Annotated in this window: 18 protein-coding genes; 11 read left to right on the top strand and 7 right to left on the bottom strand. The window is 71.1% G+C overall.

Features of this window, described 5'->3' with window-relative positions; genetic code table 11:
* The first annotated feature begins 146 nt into the window (after positions 1–146).
* The 5 genes from ACIGXX_RS30945 to ACIGXX_RS30925 are packed head-to-tail and all read left to right on the top strand — an operon-like array spanning position 147 to position 4,704.
* Positions 147–1,775, top strand: a complete 1,629-nt coding sequence (locus ACIGXX_RS30945) for an ATP-binding protein (protein WP_351164969.1) — start codon at positions 147–149, stop codon at positions 1,773–1,775.
* A complete protein-coding gene (locus ACIGXX_RS30940) occupies positions 1,772–2,179 on the top strand; it encodes a roadblock/LC7 domain-containing protein (protein WP_351164968.1) in 408 nt (135 codons plus the stop codon). The genes ACIGXX_RS30945 and ACIGXX_RS30940 overlap by 4 nt, the downstream gene beginning before the upstream one ends.
* A complete protein-coding gene (locus tag ACIGXX_RS30935) occupies positions 2,176–2,565 on the top strand; it encodes a DUF742 domain-containing protein (RefSeq protein WP_351164967.1) in 390 nt (129 codons plus the stop codon). Before ACIGXX_RS30940 ends, ACIGXX_RS30935 begins: the two co-directional genes overlap by 4 nt.
* Positions 2,546–3,160 carry an ATP/GTP-binding protein gene (locus tag ACIGXX_RS30930; protein WP_351164966.1) on the top strand — a complete coding sequence of 205 codons (615 nt, stop codon included), beginning with the start codon at positions 2,546–2,548 and terminating at the stop codon, positions 3,158–3,160. Before ACIGXX_RS30935 ends, ACIGXX_RS30930 begins: the two co-directional genes overlap by 20 nt.
* A gap of 35 nt (positions 3,161–3,195) precedes the next feature.
* Positions 3,196–4,704 carry a cytochrome P450 gene (locus tag ACIGXX_RS30925; protein ID WP_366463439.1) on the top strand — a complete coding sequence of 503 codons (1,509 nt, stop codon included), beginning with the start codon at positions 3,196–3,198 and terminating at the stop codon, positions 4,702–4,704.
* Here ACIGXX_RS30925 and ACIGXX_RS30920 read toward each other — a convergent pair.
* The 4 genes from ACIGXX_RS30920 to ACIGXX_RS30905 form a co-directional block, all read right to left on the bottom strand.
* Positions 4,698–5,660, bottom strand: coding sequence for an RluA family pseudouridine synthase (locus ACIGXX_RS30920; RefSeq protein ID WP_399980494.1), 963 nt, complete (start codon positions 5,658–5,660; stop codon positions 4,698–4,700). The genes ACIGXX_RS30925 and ACIGXX_RS30920 overlap by 7 nt on opposite strands.
* A gap of 62 nt (positions 5,661–5,722) precedes the next feature.
* On the bottom strand, positions 5,723–6,319 hold the full coding sequence (locus ACIGXX_RS30915; RefSeq protein ID WP_399980491.1) for a GNAT family N-acetyltransferase: 597 nt from the start codon (positions 6,317–6,319) through the stop codon (positions 5,723–5,725).
* A gap of 181 nt (positions 6,320–6,500) precedes the next feature.
* Positions 6,501–7,343, bottom strand: a complete 843-nt coding sequence (locus tag ACIGXX_RS30910) for a siderophore-interacting protein (protein ID WP_361463174.1) — start codon at positions 7,341–7,343, stop codon at positions 6,501–6,503.
* Positions 7,344–7,395: 52 nt separating this feature from the next.
* Positions 7,396–8,301 (bottom strand): 5'-3' exonuclease, encoded by a 906-nt coding sequence (locus ACIGXX_RS30905; protein WP_361463413.1) that lies wholly within the window; start codon positions 8,299–8,301, stop codon positions 7,396–7,398.
* 321 nt (positions 8,302–8,622) lie between these two features.
* Here ACIGXX_RS30905 and ACIGXX_RS30900 point away from each other — a divergent pair, with 321 nt between their 5' ends.
* The 5 genes from ACIGXX_RS30900 (at position 8,623) to ACIGXX_RS30880 (ending at position 14,977) form a co-directional block, all read left to right on the top strand.
* Entirely contained in the window at positions 8,623–9,795 is a 1,173-nt protein-coding gene (locus ACIGXX_RS30900; protein ID WP_351164959.1) for a glycine betaine/L-proline ABC transporter ATP-binding protein, read from the top strand.
* On the top strand, positions 9,788–12,400 hold the full coding sequence (locus ACIGXX_RS30895; protein ID WP_351164958.1) for an ABC transporter permease/substrate binding protein: 2,613 nt from the start codon (positions 9,788–9,790) through the stop codon (positions 12,398–12,400). The genes ACIGXX_RS30900 and ACIGXX_RS30895 overlap by 8 nt, the downstream gene beginning before the upstream one ends.
* Before the next feature lie 171 nt (positions 12,401–12,571).
* Entirely contained in the window at positions 12,572–13,555 is a 984-nt protein-coding gene (locus ACIGXX_RS30890; RefSeq protein WP_399980486.1) for a hypothetical protein, read from the top strand.
* A 105-nt stretch (positions 13,556–13,660) separates the two neighbouring features.
* Positions 13,661–14,239 carry an XRE family transcriptional regulator gene (locus ACIGXX_RS30885; RefSeq protein WP_351164956.1) on the top strand — a complete coding sequence of 193 codons (579 nt, stop codon included), beginning with the start codon at positions 13,661–13,663 and terminating at the stop codon, positions 14,237–14,239.
* Between the two features lie 15 nt (positions 14,240–14,254).
* Positions 14,255–14,977, top strand: coding sequence for a helical backbone metal receptor (locus tag ACIGXX_RS30880; protein WP_399980483.1), 723 nt, complete (start codon positions 14,255–14,257; stop codon positions 14,975–14,977).
* On the opposite strand, the gene ACIGXX_RS30875 is transcribed toward ACIGXX_RS30880, so the two are convergent.
* Positions 14,946–16,103, bottom strand: a complete 1,158-nt coding sequence (locus tag ACIGXX_RS30875; protein WP_399980480.1) for a TDT family transporter — start codon at positions 16,101–16,103, stop codon at positions 14,946–14,948. The two genes, ACIGXX_RS30880 and ACIGXX_RS30875, sit on opposite strands and share 32 nt — an antisense overlap.
* A gap of 70 nt (positions 16,104–16,173) precedes the next feature.
* Here ACIGXX_RS30875 and ACIGXX_RS30870 point away from each other — a divergent pair, with 70 nt between their 5' ends.
* Positions 16,174–17,124 carry a LysR family transcriptional regulator gene (locus tag ACIGXX_RS30870; protein ID WP_351164953.1) on the top strand — a complete coding sequence of 317 codons (951 nt, stop codon included), beginning with the start codon at positions 16,174–16,176 and terminating at the stop codon, positions 17,122–17,124.
* 198 nt (positions 17,125–17,322) lie between these two features.
* On the opposite strand, the gene ACIGXX_RS30865 is transcribed toward ACIGXX_RS30870, so the two are convergent.
* Both ACIGXX_RS30865 and eat read right to left on the bottom strand, forming a co-directional pair.
* Complete coding sequence (locus ACIGXX_RS30865) at positions 17,323–18,033, bottom strand: gamma-glutamyl-gamma-aminobutyrate hydrolase family protein (protein ID WP_399980646.1); 711 nt, start codon at positions 18,031–18,033, stop codon at positions 17,323–17,325.
* 81 nt (positions 18,034–18,114) lie between these two features.
* A complete protein-coding gene (eat, locus tag ACIGXX_RS30860) occupies positions 18,115–19,560 on the bottom strand; it encodes an ethanolamine permease (protein ID WP_351164952.1) in 1,446 nt (481 codons plus the stop codon).
* Positions 19,561–19,626: the final 66 nt, after the last annotated feature.

Raw genomic sequence — 19,626 nt, 5'->3', positions numbered from 1 at the left:
AAACGAGTTGCGATAGATTCGCGCGTTTGTTCCCAGTTCTTTCGATAGTTCGCATACGTCTACCGTTCCCAACTCCCCGTAAGCTCCCCCCATTTCATGGAATCAACCCCCATTTCTCCCCCAAGACGAGTGTTCAGAGGGCATACATGGTGAGTGTTCAATCGCCTCCCGGTGGCCGAGAAATCCCTTACGCACGTGTGCTGTTGCTGCCCGCCATGCTGATGGCCGCGGCGACCGGAGCCGCGGTCGCCGCGGTAACGGAACCCGCCCGCATCGCGGTGGGCTGGTGCGGCGCGATCGCGACCCTCGTGGTCGTCGCGGTCGGCGCCGAAGCAGTGCGCCGCGGCCGGTCCATCCGGGAGTTGCACACCCAGTACGCACAGCGGCTCGCATTCCTGGAGCGGCGCATCGCGTCCCATGACGACGAGACCATCCGCCTGGGCAGGGAGGTCATCCCCGAGGCCGTCCTGCGGCTCCGGCAGGGCGAAGCGCCGTCGGAGGTGATCCGCAACCTCGTCGACAGCGACGAGTCCTTCTCCGAACTCCCGCAGTCGCAGCGTCAGCTGCTCCGGAACGTCCTGGACACCCTGGACACCGGAGAGGCGATGCGCGAGTCCTCGCAGCGTGCCTTCGTCAACATCGCCCGGCGCGTGCAGTCCATCGTCCACCAGCAGGCAGCGGAACTGCGCGAGATGGAGGAGTTCCACGGCCGCAACCCCGAGGTCTTCGACGACCTCCTGCGCATCGACCACGGCACGGCCCTGATCGGCCGCCTCGCCGACTCGATCACCGTGCTCGGCGGCGCCCGTCCGGGACGCCAATGGCCCAAGCCCGTACCGCTGTTCAGCGTGTTGCGCGGTGCCATGTCCCGCATCCTGGAGTACCAGCGCGTCGACCTGCACTCGATCGCCAAGGTCGCCATCCGCGGCACGTCCGTGGAGCCGCTCATCCACGCCTGCGCCGAGCTGCTCGACAACGCCACGCGCTACTCGCCGCCGCAGACCCGCGTGCACGTCACCGCCGTCGAGGTGCAGACCGGCATCGCCGTCGAGATCGAGGACGGCGGCGTCAGCCTCAGCGAGGAGGCGCGGGCACGGGCCGAGCGCATGCTCGCGCAGGCCCAGGCCGGCATCGACCTGAACGACCTCGGCGAGAGCCCCCGCCTCGGCATGGCCGTCGTGGGCCGCCTCTCGCAGATGTACAACCTCCAGGTCTCGCTGCGGCAGTCCGCGTACGGCGGCGTCCGCGCGGTGCTCATCGTCCCGCGCGAAATGATCACCACCGGACCCGCTCCCGGCCTCGCGCACGGCATCGGCGCCTCCGCGGTGCCCCGGGTGAACGCCGAGGGCGTGCCCATCGAGGAGGCCCAGGGCATCCGGCGCAAGAAGCCCCGCGTGATGACGGCCGGGCCGCCGATCTCCAAGGGCCTGACCGCGGCCATGGAGGACGACATCCCCGAGGTCACCGAGTGGACCTCGAACGGCCTGCCGCAGCGCCGCAGCCGGGTCCGCACCCCACTGGCCGAGCGGCTCGCCCAGGAGGCCGCGGACGAGAAGTACGCCGCGCAGCGCGCCCAGTACGCCCCGCAGGGGGCGGCGCCGGTGGCACCCGAACCGGTGAAGAAGGAGGAGAAGGAGCCCGGCCTCTGGATCGAGGCCTTCATGAAGGGCGTCAACGGCGACGAATCCGCAGCCGACGACCCGTTGTTCCCCAAGGGCCACAGCGAGAACGACCACGGCAGTGCCGACAACGCCGACGAGGGGGGCTGGAAGTGATCCAGCAACGGGCCAATTTCGACTGGATGCTCAAGGAGCTCGCCGACGGGGTGCCGCAGACGCGGCAGATCGTGGTGCTCTCCGCGGACGGGCTGCGCATCGCGCGCTACGGCGGCGACCCCGACGCCGCCGACCGGATCGCCGCCGCCTGCGCGGGACTTCAGTCCCTGGCCGCCGCGGTGGCCACCGAGATCCCGCACAGCGCCGGCGGGATGCGCATGGTGATCATCGAGGTGGACGGCGGCTACTTCTACCTGATGGCCGCGGGAGCCGGCGCCTACCTCGCCGTGCTCGCCGACGAGACCGTCGACGCGGGTCTCATCGGCAACCGCATGCGGGACCTGGTCGTCCGGATCGGCGCCCATCTGACGAGCCCGCCCCGGCGAGACGGGCAGGCCGTATGAATCCTCCGCAAGGCGAGAACCCCTCCCACCGAGACGACCCTCCCCAACGGGAACGGCGCAGCCCGGAGAATCCCGAGCGGCTCTACATCCTGACCGGCGAGGACACGGAGAGGGCGCCACTCGACCTCGTCACGCTGATCGTCGCGCACGGCGAGGCACCGCCCACGGCCGAGCCGGAGCACTCCGCCGTGCTGCGGCTGTGCACGACACCCCTGTCGGTCGCCGAGCTCTCCGCCTACCTCGCGCTGCCCTTCAGCGTGGTGACCGTCCTGCTGACGAAGATGCTCGGGTCCGACCTGGTACAGGCGCGGGCGCCGATCGTCCGCTCCACGCTCCCCGATCGTTCCCTTCTCGAAGCGGTGATGCATGGACTTCAAAAGCTCTGACACGATCACCGGGCCCAGCAGCGAAGAGGTCCTGCCGCACACGGCCACGGCCGCCGTGAAGGTGGTGATCGTGGGCGGGTTCGGGGTCGGCAAGACGACGATGGTCGGCTCGGTCAGCGAGATCCGTCCGCTGACCACCGAAGAGACCATGACCCAGGCCGGTATCGGCGTCGACGACAACTACGGTTCCGAGACCAAGACGGCCACCACCGTCGCGATGGACTTCGGCCGGATCAGCATCTCCGAAGAGCTGGTGCTCTATCTGTTCGGCACCCCCGGCCAGGAGCGCTTCTGGTTCCTGTGGAACGGCCTCTTCGAAGGCGCGCTCGGCGCGGTGGTCCTCGTCGACACCCGCCGCCTGGAGGTCAGCTTCGACGTGATCGGCCGCCTCGAGGAGCGCGGCGTGCCCTTCGTCGTCGCCGTCAACGACTTCCCCGACGCCCCCGGTCATCCGATGGACGCACTGCGCCGTGCCCTCGACCTGGACGAGGTGGTGCCGATGGTGAAGTGCGACGCCCGGCAGCGCGCGTCGAGCCGGGACACCCTGCTGACCCTCATGCGGTACCTGCACTCCCTGACCGTGGCCCGCGTCTGACACCTCATCTCATCCGCAACCCCGGAGCGACGAACGTGACGACCCCTTCCCACCCCCACCCCGGCACGGACGACCCGGCCATGCCGCCGCCCGGCTGCCCCGCGCACGGCCTCGGCCCCGGCGGTCTGCGCCGGCTGTACGGGCCCGAGGCGGACACCGATCTCGCGGGTGTCTACGAGAAACTGCGCGCCGAACACGGCGCGGTGGCCCCGGCCCTGCTGCACAACGACGTACCCATCTGGGCGGTCCTCGGCCACAGCGAGAACCTCCACATGGTCCGCACCCCCTCGCAGTACACCCGCGACTGTCGTCAGTGGCGGGCCATCCTGGACGGCTCCATGGGCCCCGACAACCCGCTCGCCCCCGTCGTCACCTGGCAGCCCATGGCCAGCATGGTGGAGGGCGCCGAGCACCAGCGGCTGCGCGGCGCGGTCACCGGCGCCATGGCGGGCCTCGACCACCGGGGCATCCGCCGCTACATCAACCGCTACAGCAACCTGCTGCTCAACGACATCTGCCAGGACGGCCACGCCGACATCGTGAGCCAGTTCGCCGAGCATCTGCCGATGATGGTGATGTGCCATGTCCTGGGCATGCCCGAGGAGTACAACGAGCGGATGGTGCAGGCCGCCCGCGACATGCTCAAGGGCACCGAGACGGCCATCGCCAGCAACGCGTACATCATGGACGCGCTGATGCGCCTGGTCGCGCGGCGCCGCGCGAAGGCGGAGGAGGACTTCACCAGCAACCTCATCGCCCAGCCCGGGCAGCTCACGGACGACGAGGTCGCCGCGCACCTGCGGCTCGTGCTCATCGCCGCGTACGAGGCGACGGCCAACCTCATCGCCAACGCCCTGCGCATGGTCCTCACCGACCCGCGCTTCCGCGCCCAGCTCAGCGGCGGTCAGATGACGGTCCCCGAGGCGGTCGAGCAGTCCCTGTGGGACGAGCCGCCGTTCAGCGCCATGATCGGCTACTTCGCCAAGCAGGACACGCAGCTCGGCGGCCAGCAGATCAAGGCGGGCGACGGTCTGCTCCTGGGCATCGCGCCGGGCAACGTGGACCCCGTCGTACGCCCGGACCTGGCCGCCAGCATGCAGGGCAACCGCTCCCATCTGGCGTTCAGCGGCGGACCCCACGAGTGCCCGGGGCAGGACATCGGGCGCGCCATCGCCGACACGGGCGTGGACGCGCTGCTCATGCGCTTCCCGGACGTGGAACTCTCCATCGAGGAACACGAGTTGAGGTGGACCTCGTCGATCCTCTCCCGGCACCTGGTGGAGCTCCCGGTGCAGTTCGCGCCGCGGCCTCCGCAGGACGTGATGGCGCGGCCGATGGCGCGGGTGCCGGGTGCGCGCAACGACTGGCATGTGTCGTCCCCCAAGCCGCGGCCCGAGTACCCCGCGACGCCGGCGCCCCAGCCGATGTCGCAGCCGGCGGCGCCGCCCGCCGCGCCGCCCGCGCCGGAGTCCGCGCCGGTGGCGGTGTCCGTGCCGCGACAGGGGGCGTGGCGCAGGCTGGTCACCTGGTGGCGGGGTTACTGACCGCCCGCTGACGGGCCCGCCCAGCCGGCGTACGAGGTCCAGGCGTCCAGCTCGCGTGCGCTGACGAAGCGATGGTCGGCGCCCGTGAGGGGGTCCGTGAACTCCAGGACGCGGGAGAGGAGTTGCAGGGGCCGCCGGAAGTCGTCCGGCGGCACCGGCCCCGTCACCAGCGGGTAGACGGGATCGCCGAGGATCGGCAGGCCCAGGGCGTTCATGTGCACGCGCAGCTGGTGGGTGCGGCCGGTGTGCGGGGTCAGCCGGTAGCGCGCCAACGTGCCGTCGTGCCCGGCGAGTTCGACACGGCTCTCGCTGTTGGGCTCGGCGCCGGGGACCTCGTACGCGGCGATGACGCCGCGCTCCTTGACGATGTGGCTGCGCACGGTGCGGGGGAGGTCGACTCCGGGGTCGTGGGCGGCCACGGCCTCGTACTCCTTGCGCACCCGCCGCTCGCCGAACAGCGTCTGGTACGCGCCGCGTTCCTCGGGCCGCACGGTGAAGAGGATCAGCCCCGCCGTGAGCCGGTCGAGGCGGTGGGCCGCGCCGAGCGCGGGGATGTCCAGCTCCCTGCGTAGACGGGCCAGCGCGGTCTCGGTGACATGGCTGCCGCGGGGCGTGGTCGCCAGGAAGTGCGGCTTGTCGGCGACGACGATGTGCTCGTCGCGGTAGACCACGTCGATGCCGTACGGCACCGGAACTTCGTCCGGCAGCTCCCGGTGGAACCACACGAAGGCGCTGGGCACATAGGGGGCGTCCGGCGCCACGGGAAGGCCGTCCGCGCCGACGACGAGGCCGTCCCGCAGCATCTGGTCGATCACCCCGGGCCCGGCCTTGAGCCGCTCGACGAGATGATCCCGTACGGTCGCCCACGCTCCGTCGGCCGGCAGCTTGACCCGCACGGGGTCGACGCCGCGCCGCTGCGGCAGGGGAGAGGGCGGGATGCGGGGCTTGCGGGTCACAACCGGCAAGAGTACGGGGCCCGGCGGCGGCGCCGGGCCGTGTTCCCCGGGTACGCCCCAGGTCAGGAGGGCGTCGGCGCGTCCGATCGGACGCGGGCGTGCAGATGCATGTCGTGCCAGCCGTCCGCGTGCAGCACCGCGCTGCGCTTGGTGCCCTCCGGCACGAAGCCCGTCTTGAGCGCGACGCGGCAGGAGGCCTCGTTGCCGGTGGCGTGGGTCAGTTCGAGGCGGTGCAGGCCGACTTCGTCGAAGGCCCAGTCGCTCAGGGCCGTGAGGGCGCGCGGGGCGATGCCCCGGCCGCGGGCCGACGGCATGGTCCAGTAGGCGACTTCGGCCTGTCCGTCGGCGAGGACGATGAGCCGCAGCGAGATCCGGCCCACCACCGCGTCCGTGGCGGCGTCGGCGATGGCCCAGTGCGCGTCGCGCTCCTCGGCCCATGCCGTGCGCCAGCCGTCGATCCAGCCGCGGGTTTCGTCGACGGAATCGGCCTCGCGCGCGTGCCAACGCTGGATCACCGGGTCCTGGAACGCCTCGTACACGGCGGGCGCGTCGGTGGGCGACCAGGGGCGCAGGGCGAGCCCGCCGGGGACGGGGATGGCCGGCTGCGCCCGGTCGGCGAGGGAGCCCGCCGCGACGACGTCCGAGATCTTGAAGGGCATGCGGGCATGGTGCCAGCGGGCGCCGCCCGGGGAAACCGGTTTTGGCCGCCCCGCACCCGCGAACCGCAGGTGAGCCCCTTCAGGGGCGTGGGGAACTGCGCGATCAGCCCCCGCTCAGCGGCGGACGACAACATCCCGGACCGCCGCTCAAGCTGAGCGCAGCGGTCAAGCGGTCATGCGCTCACGCGGAGGGCACCGACTCCTGTTCGGCCTCAACCGCGGCGTTCCATTCGGGCTTGGAGGCCTGCCAGCCGTCCTCGTTGTGGCCCAGGCGCCAGTACCCGGAGATGGAGAGGCGCTCGCGCGGCACCTCGCGCTCCACGCGGAGGTAGCGGCGCAGCTCCTTCACGAAACCGGCCTCGCCGTGCACGAACGCCTGCACGTCGCCCGCCGGGAAGTCGAGGGAGCGTACGGCCTCGACGAGGGCCTCGCCCACGGGGCGCTGCCCGCGGTGCAGCCACTGGATCTCGGCGGCGGAGCTGATCTTCTGCTCCTCGTCCGCGTCGGCGACCTCGATGAAGGCGTACGCCTTGGCGCCCTCGGGCAGGGCCTCCAGGGCGGCGGCGATCGCGGGCAGCGCGCTCTCGTCACCGGCGATCAGATGCCAGTCGGCGGCGGCGTCCGGCGCGTAACCGCCGCCGGGGCCCAGGAAGCGGATCGTGGCGCCCGGCTGGACGTGCTTGGCCCAGGGCCCGGCCAGGCCCTCGTCGCCGTGGATGACGAAGTCCACGGCGAGCTCGCGGGTCTGCGGGTCCCAGGAGCGCACCGTGTACGTGCGCGTCACGGGCCACTGCTCGCGGGGGAACTCCGCGCGGATGCGCTGGATGTCGAACGGCTCCGGGTACGTCACACCCTCGGCGCCGAAGAGCAGTTTCACGTAGTGATCGGTGGAGTCGCCCACCGTGAACTCGGCGAGACCCTCGCCGCCCAGGACTACGCGCTGCATGTGCGGGGTCAGGCGCTCGGTGCGCACCACCTGGGCGACGTGCATCTTCGGTGCCTTGCGTGCCGGACGTTCTGCCATGGCGGCTGCCTCCCCTGATCAAATGTTGCTTAGGCTTACCTAAGCTAACACCTCAGTCCTGGAGAGTCGTGAGCAATCGCTTCAGTGCCCCGCCGAGGTTCCACCGCGCGGCCAGTTCGTCCAGGGCCGCGGGATCGCGGGGCTCGGCGGGCAGTGCGAGGTCGACGTCCGGCAGCGGTACGTCGCCTGCGACGCGGACCACCGTCGGCGCGACGGCCACATAGGCACGCGATTCGTCGAGCCGCTTGCGCTGGGAGGGCGTCAGCTTGCTCTTGGGGTCGTCCACGGCGGCCATGATTCCGGCCAGATTTCCGTACGCGTCGAGGAGCTTGGCCGCCGTCTTCTCGCCAATCCCGGGGACGCCGGGCAGGCCGTCGCTCGGGTCGCCGCGCAGCAGGGCCAGGTCGACATAGCCGGAGCCGTCCACGCCGTACTTCTCGCGGAGCCAGGCCTCGTCCGTCAGCTGGAGGGAGCCGACGCCCTTGAGGGGGTAGAGGACGCGGACGCCGCGCTCGTCGTCGACCAGCTGATAGAGGTCGCGGTCGCCGGTGACGATGTCGACGGGGCCGGTGGCGCGGCCCGCGTACGTGCCGATCACGTCGTCCGCCTCGTACGACGCGACGCCCACGCGGGCGATGCCGAGCGCGTCCAGGACGTCCTCGATGATCGGGACCTGCGGCGCGAGCGTGTCCGGGGTCTCCTCGGCGTCCGGGCCCTGCTCGACCTCCTCGGCGACGCGATGCGCCTTGTACGAAGGGATCAGCTCGACCCGCCAGTGCGGGCGCCAGTCCGCGTCCATGCAGGCGACGAGGTCGTCCGGGCGGTGGTCCTGGACGAGCCGGGCGATGAAGTCGAGCAGGCCGCGCACCGCGTTGACCGGCGTGCCGTCCGGGGCTTTCACGGAATCGGGAACCCCAAAATAGGCCCGGTAGTACAGGGACGCCGTGTCGAGCAGCATGAGCCGTCGCGTTCGCTGAGTCACCTTCGCATCATGCCGCACGGCACCGACAGCGCACCGTCCGCGACCCCGTCAAGGCGTTGTTTCCGCCCCGGTGGGCAGGGACCGGATCACGCCATGTTCCGTTCGTCGGAAGTGAATGGAATGTGAACTGGAACACTCTTGCGTTTGTTCTGTGTAAGTCGGGGCAGGCGCCGAGCCGGAGCGCCTCCGGTCGAGGATTCAACTATTTCGCCGGGTAAATAGCGGGCAGAAACCGCGTCGCTCCACGGCCCGCCGGCGGGGGAGGCGGGCCGTCTTGGTTCAACCCGAGAGGTGTATGTGTCCAGGCTGCAAGCCGAACACCTGTACAAGGTTTTCGGCAGACGACCCGCTGACGCGGTGGAGAAACTCCGCCACGGAACCGACCGAGAGGAACTGCGCGCCGAGGGCACCACTGCCGCGGTGATCGATGCTTCCTTCACGGTCGAGCCGGGCCAGATCTTCGTCGTCATGGGTCTCTCCGGATCCGGCAAGTCCACGTTGCTGCGCATGCTCAACGGTCTGTCGGAACCGACGGCCGGACAGGTGCTCTTCGACGGTCAGGATCTGACCGGCCTGAGCGCCCGTGAGCTGCGCGAGGTGCGCTCCAAGAAGATCAGCATGGTCTTCCAGCACTTCGCGCTCTTCCCGCACCGCAGCGTCCTCGAGAACGCCGGCTACGGCCTCGAGGTGCAGGGTGTGCCGCGCGCCGAGCGCGAGGAGCGCGCCACGGTGGCGCTCGAACTGGCAGGGCTCAAGGGCTGGGAGAAGTCCTGGCCCGACGAGCTCTCCGGCGGTATGCAGCAGCGCGTGGGCCTGGCCCGCGCGCTGGCGACCGACGCGGACCTGCTCCTGATGGACGAGTCGTTCAGCGCGCTCGACCCGCTGATCCGCCGCGACATGCAGGACCAGCTCCTCGAGCTCCAGAAGCGGCTGAAGAAGACCATCGTCTTCATCACCCACGACCTGAACGAGGCCATGCGCCTGGGCGACCAGATCGCCGTCATGCGTGACGGCGAGATCGTCCAGATCGGCAACGCCGAGGACATCCTCGTCACCCCGGCCAACGACTACGTCGCCGCGTTCACGCAGGACGTCGACCGCTCCCGTGTCCTGACGGCGGGCGCGATCATGGCCGAGCCCGAGACCGTGTTCGGCACGAAGACGGCCGAGGGCAAGGAGCTGCGGACCGCACAGGACGTGCTGTCCGCCGCCCCCGCCACGGTCAAGGCCGGGACCCCGATCATCGAGCTGTTCACGCCGTGCTCCACCAGTGATGCGGCCGTCGCCGTGACCGACGACGAGGACAAGCTCATCGGCGTCGTGCCGCGGGCGCGACTGCTCGCGGTGCTCGGCGAGCCGATGGTCCCCGAGAGCGAGCCGCAGGACACCGCCGTCCCGCTCGACAAGACACGGGACAAGACGCAGGACAACGGCGGACAGGCTGTGGGCAAGGTGGTCAGCGGTGCCTAGGATTCCCTTCGGCGAGTGGGTCAACGACAGCGTCGACTGGCTGCTCAGCCACATGGCCTGGCTGTTCGACTTCTTCAAGACCGTCTTCCAGGGCGCCTACGACGGCATAGCCGACGTGCTCCAGGCGCCCGAACCGCTGATCCTCGCGGGCATCTTCGCCGTGATCGCGTTCTGGCTGCGCGGCGTGGTCGCCGGTGTGCTGACCTTCGCGGGCTTCGCGTTCATCGTCTCCCTCGAACTGTGGGACCACGCGATGATGACGCTGGCCCTGGTGCTCGTCTCGACGATCATCGCGCTGGTCATCTCCGTGCCCGTGGGCATCTGGGCCGCGCGGTCCAGCACGGTCAGCGGCATCGTCCGCCCGGTGCTCGACTTCATGCAGACGCTGCCGGCGATGATCTACCTCATCCCCGCCATCCTCTTCTTCGGGATGGGCGCCCCGGCGGGCATCGTCGCGACCCTCATCTTCGCCCTGGCCCCCGGCGTCCGCATGACGGAGCTGGGCATCCGCCAGGTCGACAAGGAACTGGTCGAGGCCGCGGACGCGTTCGGCACCACGCCGCGCAACATCCTGCTGCGCGTCCAGCTGCCGCTCGCCCTTCCCACGATCATGGCCGGTGTCAACCAGGTCATCATGCTGGGCCTGTCCATGGCCGCCATCGCGGGCATGGTCGGCACGGAGGGCCTGGGCGCCGACGTCAACGAGGCCATCGGCCAGCTGAACGTGGGCCTCGGCTCCGAGGCGGGCGTGGCCATCGTCATCCTGGCGATCTACCTGGACCGGATGACCAGCTCGCTGGGCACCCAGGTCTCCCCGCTGGGCCGCCGCGCCGTCGCCAAGCTGCGCGCCGCGCAGGGCCTGAACATCTGGACCTACCGTCCGCAGGCCGCGGTCGCGGTCGTCGGTGTGGTCGTCCTCGCGCTCGTCGCGGGCGGCATGGGTGTCTTCGGCGGTTCGAAGTCGAAGGACGTCGCCGCGGCCGGGAAGAACGTCGGCCAGGGCAAGGAAGTCAACATCGGCTACATCCCCTGGGACGAGGGCGTTGCCTCCACCTTCCTCTGGAAGGAGATCCTGGAGCAGCGCGGCTTCAAGCCGCAGACCAAGCAGCTCGAGGCCGGCCCGCTCTACACCTCGCTCTCGCAGGGCAGCATCGACTTCCAGACCGACTCGTGGCTGCCGACGACGCACGCCGCGTACTGGAAGAAGTACGGCGACAAGCTCGAGGACCTGGGCTCGTGGTTCGGCCCGACCTCGCTCGAGCTCTCCGTGCCCTCGTACGTCAAGGGCGTGGACTCGCTCGAGGACCTCAAGGGCAAGAGCGGCACGTTCAAGGGCAAGATCGTCGGCATCGAGTCGAGCGCCGGAATGATGGGGCTGCTCAAGGACAAGGTCCTGGGGGAGTACGGGCTCGACAAGGAGTACAAGGTCGTCGACGGCTCCACGCCGGCGATGCTGGCCGAGCTCAAGCGCGCGTACGCCAAGAAGGAACCGATCGTCACCACGCTCTGGTCGCCGCACTGGGCCTACAGCGACTACGACCTGAAGAAGCTCAAGGACCCCAAGGGTGCCTGGGGCAAGGGCGACGGCGTGCACACGCTGGCGCGCAAGGGCTTCTCCAAGGAGAACCCGCAGGTCGCCAAGTGGCTCAAGGACTTCAAGATGAGCGAGAAGCAGCTCACGAGTCTTGAGGCGGAGATCAACAAGGCGGGCAAGGGCAAGCAGCAGGAAGCCGTCCGCGCCTGGCTGAAGAAGAACCCGGGTGTCGTCGACAAGCTGGCCCCGCTGCCGAAGAACTCCACCCCCGCCGAGGCGAAGCGTCCGCTGAACGCCGCGTACTTCGCGTGGGACGAGAACATCGCCGTCACCAATCTCTGGAAGCGTGTCCTGGAGAAGCGCGGCTACAAGATGAAGCTGACGCCCTCCGACGTCGGCCCGGTCTACACCGCTCTGGCCCAGGGCGACCTCGACCTGGACCTCGACGCCTGGCTGCCCACCGCCCAGAAGCAGTACTGGGAGAAGAACAAGGCGAACCTCAAGGACCTGGGCTCCTGGTACAGCCCGACGTCCCTGGAGATCGCCGTCCCGTCCTACGTCAAGGACGTGAAGTCGCTCGAGGACCTCAAGGGCAAGGGCGACAAGTTCAAGGGCAAGATCATCGGCATCGAGCCCGGCACGGGTGTGATGACGGCGCTCAAGGACAAGGTCCTGCCCGGCTACGGCCTCGACAAGGAGTACAAGATCGTCTCCGGTTCGACGCCGGCGATGTTGTCGGAGCTGAAGTCGGCGTACGCCAAGAAGGAGCCGGTCGCGGTCCTGCTCTGGTCGCCGCACTGGGCGTACAACGAGTACGAGCTCACCAAGCTGAAGGACCCCAAGGTCGGCTTCGGCAAGGGCGACACGATCCGCACGATCTCCAGCAAGGAGTTCCCCAAGCAGTACCCGCAGCTCACGAAGTGGCTCAAGGACTTCAAGATGAGCGAGAAGGAACTGGCCAGCCTGGAGAACGAGATCAACAAGGCGGGCAAGGGCAATGAGCCCAAGGCCGTCGACTCGTGGCTGGAGAAGAACCCGGGATTCGAGCAGAAGATGACTCCGCAGTCCTAGCTCGCCGTCCCGGCTCTTCCACCGCACCACCGCACCACCGCATCACCCCCGAGGGGTGGGCCCCGTCCTTGTGGCGAAGCCCACCCCTCGGGGCGTTCCCGGGGGCACCTCCGCTCCCTAGGCTGGGCAGCCTCCCCGCCGCTCGAACGTAAGTGCCCCTCCGTGCCCTCTGTGACCGTCCGGACGACGCCCCGCCTCGTCCTCACCGTGGCCCTGGCCCTCGCCGCCGCCCTGCTCCTGGCGCACCTGGCCAACGCGAGCCCCGCGCCCGCCTCCGCCGGCACCGCACGCCTCGCCGCCCTCGCGGACGACGTGAGGGCCGCCGACGGCCACCGCTACGACACGCGGGACGACACCGGCCGCACCATGGACGCCGCGCAGATCGAGCAGGCCCCCGACGGCACGTATCTCGCCGTCTACCACTCCCTGCTGGACGACGGCCGCTTCCATGCCGCCGTCGCCACCTCCACCGATCTGCGGCACTGGCACCGCCGCCACGACTTCGGGCCCGGCACCCATCAGGCCTCGCTCGCCGACGACGGACGCGGCGGCTACGTCCTCGCCTACGAGAAGGACCCCAGGAACCACATCGCCGTGCGCGCCTACGAGGACCGGGCCGCGCTGCTCGACGGACGCGCGGCACGGGCCTACGACGCCCCGCGCACCCTCTCGCGGTGCGCCGAGGGCACCCCCGGCATCACCTCCGTACGCGGGGACACGATCGAGCTCACCGGGCACTACCGCGCCGACTGCGACACCGACCGCCAGCTCCGCGCCACCCTCACCGGGTTCCGCGACTGGCACGCGACGCCGGACCGGCGGCTCGACCGGGCGCTCCAGGCGTGGGGCAACGGCGGGAACCTCGGCGACCGCTCGCCCGTGGAGCTCGCCGGGCAGCGGATGCTCTTCGTCGAGGGACAGCGGCGGCGGGGCGACTTCGCGAGCTGGCGGACGTACGCGTACGACCCCGTGAGCGGCCGGGCCGACCGCCTCGCCATCTCCACGCACGGCGGAAGCCGCGCCTTCGCCAATCCGTCGGCGACCTTGATCACCGACCCGCGGGGCAAGCCTGCGTTGCTGGTCAGCCTGTTCATACCGGGGGAAGGAGCGGCTCCCGGAGAGGCGGGGCAGCTTGTCTACTGGCGCAAGCTGTAGACGGCGGTCCTGGCAACGGGGCAAAACCGTTTGGCGAACATGCGTAGGGTGCAGAAAACCCAACAGGGTTGAGAGTGGACCGACGCGCAGAAGGGAGCCGAGGCGATGGACGAGCAGAAGGAAACCCTCCGGGTGGGCTCGGCCGTGCGGCGACGCCGCCGGCAGCTGGAGCTCACCCTCGCCGTGGTGGCCGAGCGCAGCGGTCTCTCGGTGCCCTTCCTGAGCCAGGTCGAGAACGAGCGGGCGCGGCCCAGCAGGCGGTCCCTGCAGCGCGTCGCCGACGCCCTTATGACGACCGACGTCGAACTGCTGGCCGCCGCCGACCCCGCGTGCACGGTCGACCTGATGCGCGCGCAGGAGGGCGACGGCGAGGCTTCCGCCGCTCAGGCCGACGCCCGCGTACGCAATCTGGTGCGCGGCCACCACCAGCTGCACGCCGTCGAGTTCACCGGCGACCACGACGAGGGACGCGAGTTCCAGCACCGCAACGACGAGTTGATGTACGTGGTGGGCGGCGCCGTCGAGGTCGAGGCGGAGGGCAGGGCCTATCGCCTCGGGCGCGGCGACAGCCTGTATCTGACGGGCGGGGTGCGCCACCGGTGGCGGGCGACCGTGCCGGACAGCCAGGTCCTCGTCGTGGCCGTGGCCGACCACATCGAAGCCGTGGACGGCTCGCGGCGCTGAGGGCGGGGAGACGCGGTGGCTGGAGTACGGGTCGTCTCACTGGTGCCGTCGCTGACCGAGGCGGTCGCGGTCAGCGCGCCGGGAGCGCTGGTGGGAGCCACGGAGTGGTGCAGCCATCCGGAGGACCTGGACGTCGCCCGCGTCGGTGGCACCAAGAACCCTGACGTGCGCCGGATCATCGGCCTCGCCCCGGACCTGGTGATCGCCAACGAGGAGGAGAACCGGGCGCCGGACCTGGCGGCACTGCGGGCGGCGGGCATCCAGGTGCTCGTCACGGAGGTACGTGACCTGCCGGGCGCCTTCCGTGAGCTGGCCCGGGTGCTGGCCGCCTGCGGGGCGGGCCGGCCGGGGTGGCTGGCCGACGCGGAGGCCGCGTGGGGCCAACTTCCGCAGCCAGACGTCCGGTTGACGGCGGTGATCCCCATCTGGCGGCGCCCCTGGATGGTCCTGGGCAGCGACACGTTCGCCGGGGACCTGCTCGGCCGCCTCGGAGTCGACAACGCGTACGCGACGCACGCCGAGCGCTATCCGCGCGTCCCGGTCGAGGAACTGCGGGCCGTGGCCCCGGACGTGGTGGTCCTGCCGGACGAGCCCTACCGCTTCACCCGCGAGGACGGCCCCGAGGAGTTCCCGACCCCGTCGGCCCTGGTCAGCGGCCGCCACCTCACCTGGTACGGCCCGTCCCTCGCGCAGGCCCCGGCCGTCCTCAGCGAGGCGCTGCGAGCAGCTTGCCGTTGAGGAGGCCGCGGAGGGTCTGGGTGAAGGCCACTGCCCAGGCGGTGACCAGCAGGGCGTACAGGGCCAGTGCCAGCCAGTCGTAGACCGCGAGGCCGGTGTGCTTGCCCAGGCCCTCGGCGCCCGTGACGCAGGTGCCGACCGGGAAGGTGAACGCCCACCAGGTCATCGCGAAGCCCATGCCCTTGCGGCGTGCCCGCACCACCATGGCGCCCGCGAGCGCGAGCCACAGCAGGGCGAAGCCCATCACCGGGACGCCGTAGAGCACGGCGAAGACGGCGAAGCCCTGGTCGTAGGGGGCGGGGACGACGCCGGTCGCGGCGGTGTCGGCGAACTTGTTCACGGCCGTCGTCGACTGGCCCAGCGGGCCGAGCGCCAGGAAGAGGGTGGGGGTGAGGGCGATCGGGAAGGGGCCGCCGGTCAGCAGGCGGGCGAAGATCATCGGCAGCATCACCAGGGTGGCGAGCAGGCTCAGGCCGAACATCGCGAAGCAGGCGTACAGGAGCGTCTCCTGTGCCTGTCCCGCCGGGAGGTGGGGCACGAGGAGGGGGCCGAGGGCGGCGGAGACCATGGGCGCGACCAGGGGCAGCAGCCAGACGGGCGAGGCCTGGCCCGGCTCCATGCGGTGCTTGACCACCATCAGGTACGGGATCGCGACGGCCGCCGCGAGGCCGATGGCCGTACCGGCGACGAAGAGCACGGCGTCGAGCGCGACCGCCGCGCCCGTCCCGATCCAGTCCTCGCCCACGAGGAGCGCGCCGCCGCCGACCGCGAGCAGGGCCATGGAGAGACAGCCGTAGAAGGGGGCGACGGCCGGGTCCAGGAGATGGGCGCGGGCCTGGTCGCGGTGGTGGATCCAGTGCAGGGTCCTGGCGGTGACGAGCGCGGCCAGCATGAGCAGGGAGAGCGCCCAGACCGCGGTGCAGGCGGTCCGCAGGCCGGGGACGTGGACCGGCAGTGTCGCGCCCGCGCCGCCGATGATCGCCGTGCCCATGACGGTGGCGTACCAGTTCGGGCCGAGGTGGCGGGTGGCGAGGGTGATGCGGGCGGTGCGGGCGGTGCGGGTGGTGCTCGACGTGGGGGACGTGGGGGTGTTCAAGGGTGCCTGCGTGTGGGCGACGGTGACCATGACTCCACCGTCGCCGTTCGGCGGACCCCCCACCAGGAGGCATTTCCGTATGAGGGCATAACCTGGCTTTATGAGTACGTCTTCTGGTTCCTCCGGTGTGTCCGACACGTCGCCGGGAGCGGCGCCGCTCGCGCACCGGGTGCCGGACCTCGGGGCGCTGGAGCTGCTGCTCGCCGTGGCGCGGCTCGGCAGTCTGGGGCGGGCCGCGAAGGAGCTCGGCATCACGCAGCCCGCCGCGAGCAGCCGCGTCCGGTCGATGGAGCGGCAGCTGGGGGTCGGGCTCGTCGACCGGTCGCCGCGCGGTTCGCAGCTCACGGACGCGGGGGCGCTCGTCACGGACTGGGCGCGCCGGATCGTGGAGGCGGCGGAGGCGTTCGACGCGGGCGCGCAGGCGCTGCGGGACCGGCGGGACTCGCGGCTGCGGGTCGCGGCGAGCATGACGATCGCCGAGTATCTGCTGCCGGGCTGGCTGATCGCGCTGCGGACGCAGCGGCCGGACACGGCGGTCTCGCTGACGGCCGGCAACTCCACCGCGGTCGCGGAGCGGCTCCTGGCCGGGGACGCGGACCTCGGCTTCGTCGAGGGGCTCGCGGTGCCGGCCGGCCTGGACTCGGCGGTCATCGCCCACGACAGCCTGATCGTCGTCACGGCGCCGGGCCACCCCTGGGCGCGGCGCGCAAAGCCGCTGGAGGCGGCGGAGTTGGCGGCCACGCCGCTGATCCTGCGCGAGGAGGGTTCGGGGACCCGGCAGGTCCTCGACGCGGCGCTGGGCGGCCTGGCCCGCCCGCTGATCGAGCTGTCGTCCACCACCGCGGTGAAGGCGTCGGCGGTGAACGGGGCGGGGCCCGCGGTGCTCAGTGAGCTCGCGGTGGGCGAGGAGTTGTCGGCTCGGCGCCTGGTGAACATCCCCCTGGAGGGGGTTCGGCTGCGGCGTGCCCTTCGGGCGGTGTGGCCTACGGGGCACCGGCCCACGGGTCCGGCGCGGGACCTGCTGTCGCTGACGCGGGCGGGGGCGCCCTAAAGGGTTCTGGGGGCGGGGGAGGTCTGCCTTGCCCCCGGGCGGATGCTTTCCCGCCCGCCCAGCCGAATCCCCGGCGGGGTGACGGGTGGGTGGGAGGGAAAGGTCCTGCCGGAGGGATTTCCCGGCGGCCAGGGGGCCCACCGGGGGACATCTGCCCCCGGCCGGAGGGCGGGCCCCGGGGCGCGGTGGCTCGGAGGGTCAGGCGCGCTCCCGGTCTACCCCGCCCGCCGAAGGCCCCGGCCCCGCCGCGCGGACCAGCGCGGACATCACCCGCAGGTCCGCACCCGCCTCCGGATGCCACTGCACGCCCAACACCCACTCCGCGGACGGCAGCTCCACTGCCTCCACCGTGCCGTCCTCCGCGTACGCCGACACCACAAGGCCCTGCCCGAGGCGGTCCACCGCCTGGTGGTGGTAGGTCGGGACGGCCGTCGAGGCGGCCGGCGCGATCGACTCGAACAGCGTGCCCGGCACCGGCTTCACGTCGTGCGTCCCGAAGACGCCCACCGCCTCCGCGTGCCCCTCGATGTGCTGCACCAGCGTCCCGCCCAGCGCCACGTTCAGCAGCTGCATCCCCCGGCAGATGCCGAGCAGCGGCGTCCCCGACGCCAGCGCCGCCCCGATCAGCGCCAGTTCCCACGCGTCACGCTCCCGCGCCGGAGGGCCTGTGCGCTCCTCACGCTCCGAGCCGTAACGGACCGGCTCGACATCGGGCCCGCCCGCGATGACCACGCCGTCGAGCCTGGCGACGACTTCATCGGCGTACGAAGGATCGTCCGGCGGAAGCATCGCGGTGAGACCGCCCGCCGCCTGCACCAGGCGCGGGTAGCCGGCGGGGAGCAGCGCCGCGGGCAGCTCCCACACGCCCCAGCTCGCCTTCGCCTCCAGGTACGTGCTGACACCGATCAGCGGCCGCCTGCCGGTGGTCTCGCTCACCCTCGTCTCCCTCATGCTCAGCCGAGTACGCCGGTCGCGTGCTCGGTCCCGTGCTCAGTCCCGTTCCAGTTCCGCCTCCGCGGCGGCGAGCGCCGCGAACTCCTCCTCGGGCGCCCGCGCCACAAGACGCTTTCGGCTGTAGAGGCCGAAGTAGGCGATCGCCACCACGTATACCGCGAGCGCGATCAGCGCCGCCGTCACGTCCACCAGGAACGTCGCGACCAGCGCCGAGCAGGCGAGGACCAGCGCCACCGAGGAGGTCAGCATGCCGCCCGGCGTGCGGTAGGGCCGCTCCAGGCCCGGCTCCCTGCGGCGCAGCACGATGTGCGAGAGCGACATCAGCGCGTACGAGATGGTCGCGCCGAACACCGCCACGTTCAGCATCCGCGCACCGTCCCCGGTCGCCGCCGCCAGGCCGAAACCGATCGCCCCGGGGACCAGGAGGCCCAGGTAGGGAGCCTTGCGGCTGCTCGTGAGGGACAGGAACCTCGGCAGGTAGCCCGCCCTCGACAGGGCGAACAGCTGGCGCGAGCCCGCGTAGATCAGCGAGAAGAACGACGCCACCAGGCCCGCCAGGCCCGCGTAGTTGACGATGCGGCTGAGCGCCGTCGCGTCTCCGCCCGGCTGCAACGCCTCCACCAGCGGATTGCCCGCGTCCTGGATCGCGTTCGCGCCGCGTGCCCCGGCCGACGCGACGAACGTGAGCAGCGCGAGCACGATGAGGATGGCCATCGACCAGCGGATCGCGCGCGGCAGCGTGCGCGCCGGGTCCTTGGTCTCCTCGGCAGCCAGCGGCACGCCCTCCACGCCGAGGAAGAACCACATGCCGAACGGGAACGCCGCCCAGATGCCCAACAACCCCATCGGCAGCCAGGAGTTGGAGCCGAAGGCGGTGGCCTCCACGGGGATGTCGTTCAGCTTCGACGCGTCGAAGTCCATGAACGCGCCGACGGCGAAGACGAGCAGCGCCGCCACCGCGATGCCCGTGACCACGAAGCTGAAGCGCAGCGCCTCGCCGACGCCCCACAGGTGGATGCCGATGAAGACGACGAAGCAGGCCAGATACACCGGCCAGCCGGAGGTGAGGCCGAAGAGGCCGAGGGACTCGACGTAGTCGCCGATGAAGATGGAGATCGCGGCCGGCGCCAGGATGTACTCGATGAGGATCGCCGTGCCGGTGAGGAAGCCGCCCCAGGGACCGAGAGCCCGGCGCGCGAAGCCGTAGCCGCCGCCCGCGGTGGGCAGCACCGAGGACAGTTCCGCCAGCGAGAACACCATGCAGGCGTACATCACGCCCATGAGGGCCATGGCGATCGCGAGGCCGCCGAATCCGCCCTCCGCCAGGCCGAAGTTCCAGCCGGAGAAGTCGCCGGAGACGACGTACGCGACGCCGAGGCCGGTCAGGAGCAGCCAGCCCGCGCTGCCCCGGCGCAGCGTTCTGCGCTCCAGATAGTCGTCCGACGGCTCGGCGGTGCTCGTCTTGGTGGACTCCACGGTCATGGCACGGCTCCTATGCGGCGGCGGCATTCAGATGGACCGAGATGGACCGCCTCAAGGGAACGGCCT

It is taken from the genome of Streptomyces sp. NPDC055243, assembly GCF_044544025.1.
Classification (GTDB): Bacteria; Actinomycetota; Actinomycetes; order Streptomycetales; family Streptomycetaceae; genus Streptomyces.
This window is presented reverse-complemented; position numbering and strand designations above follow the sequence as displayed.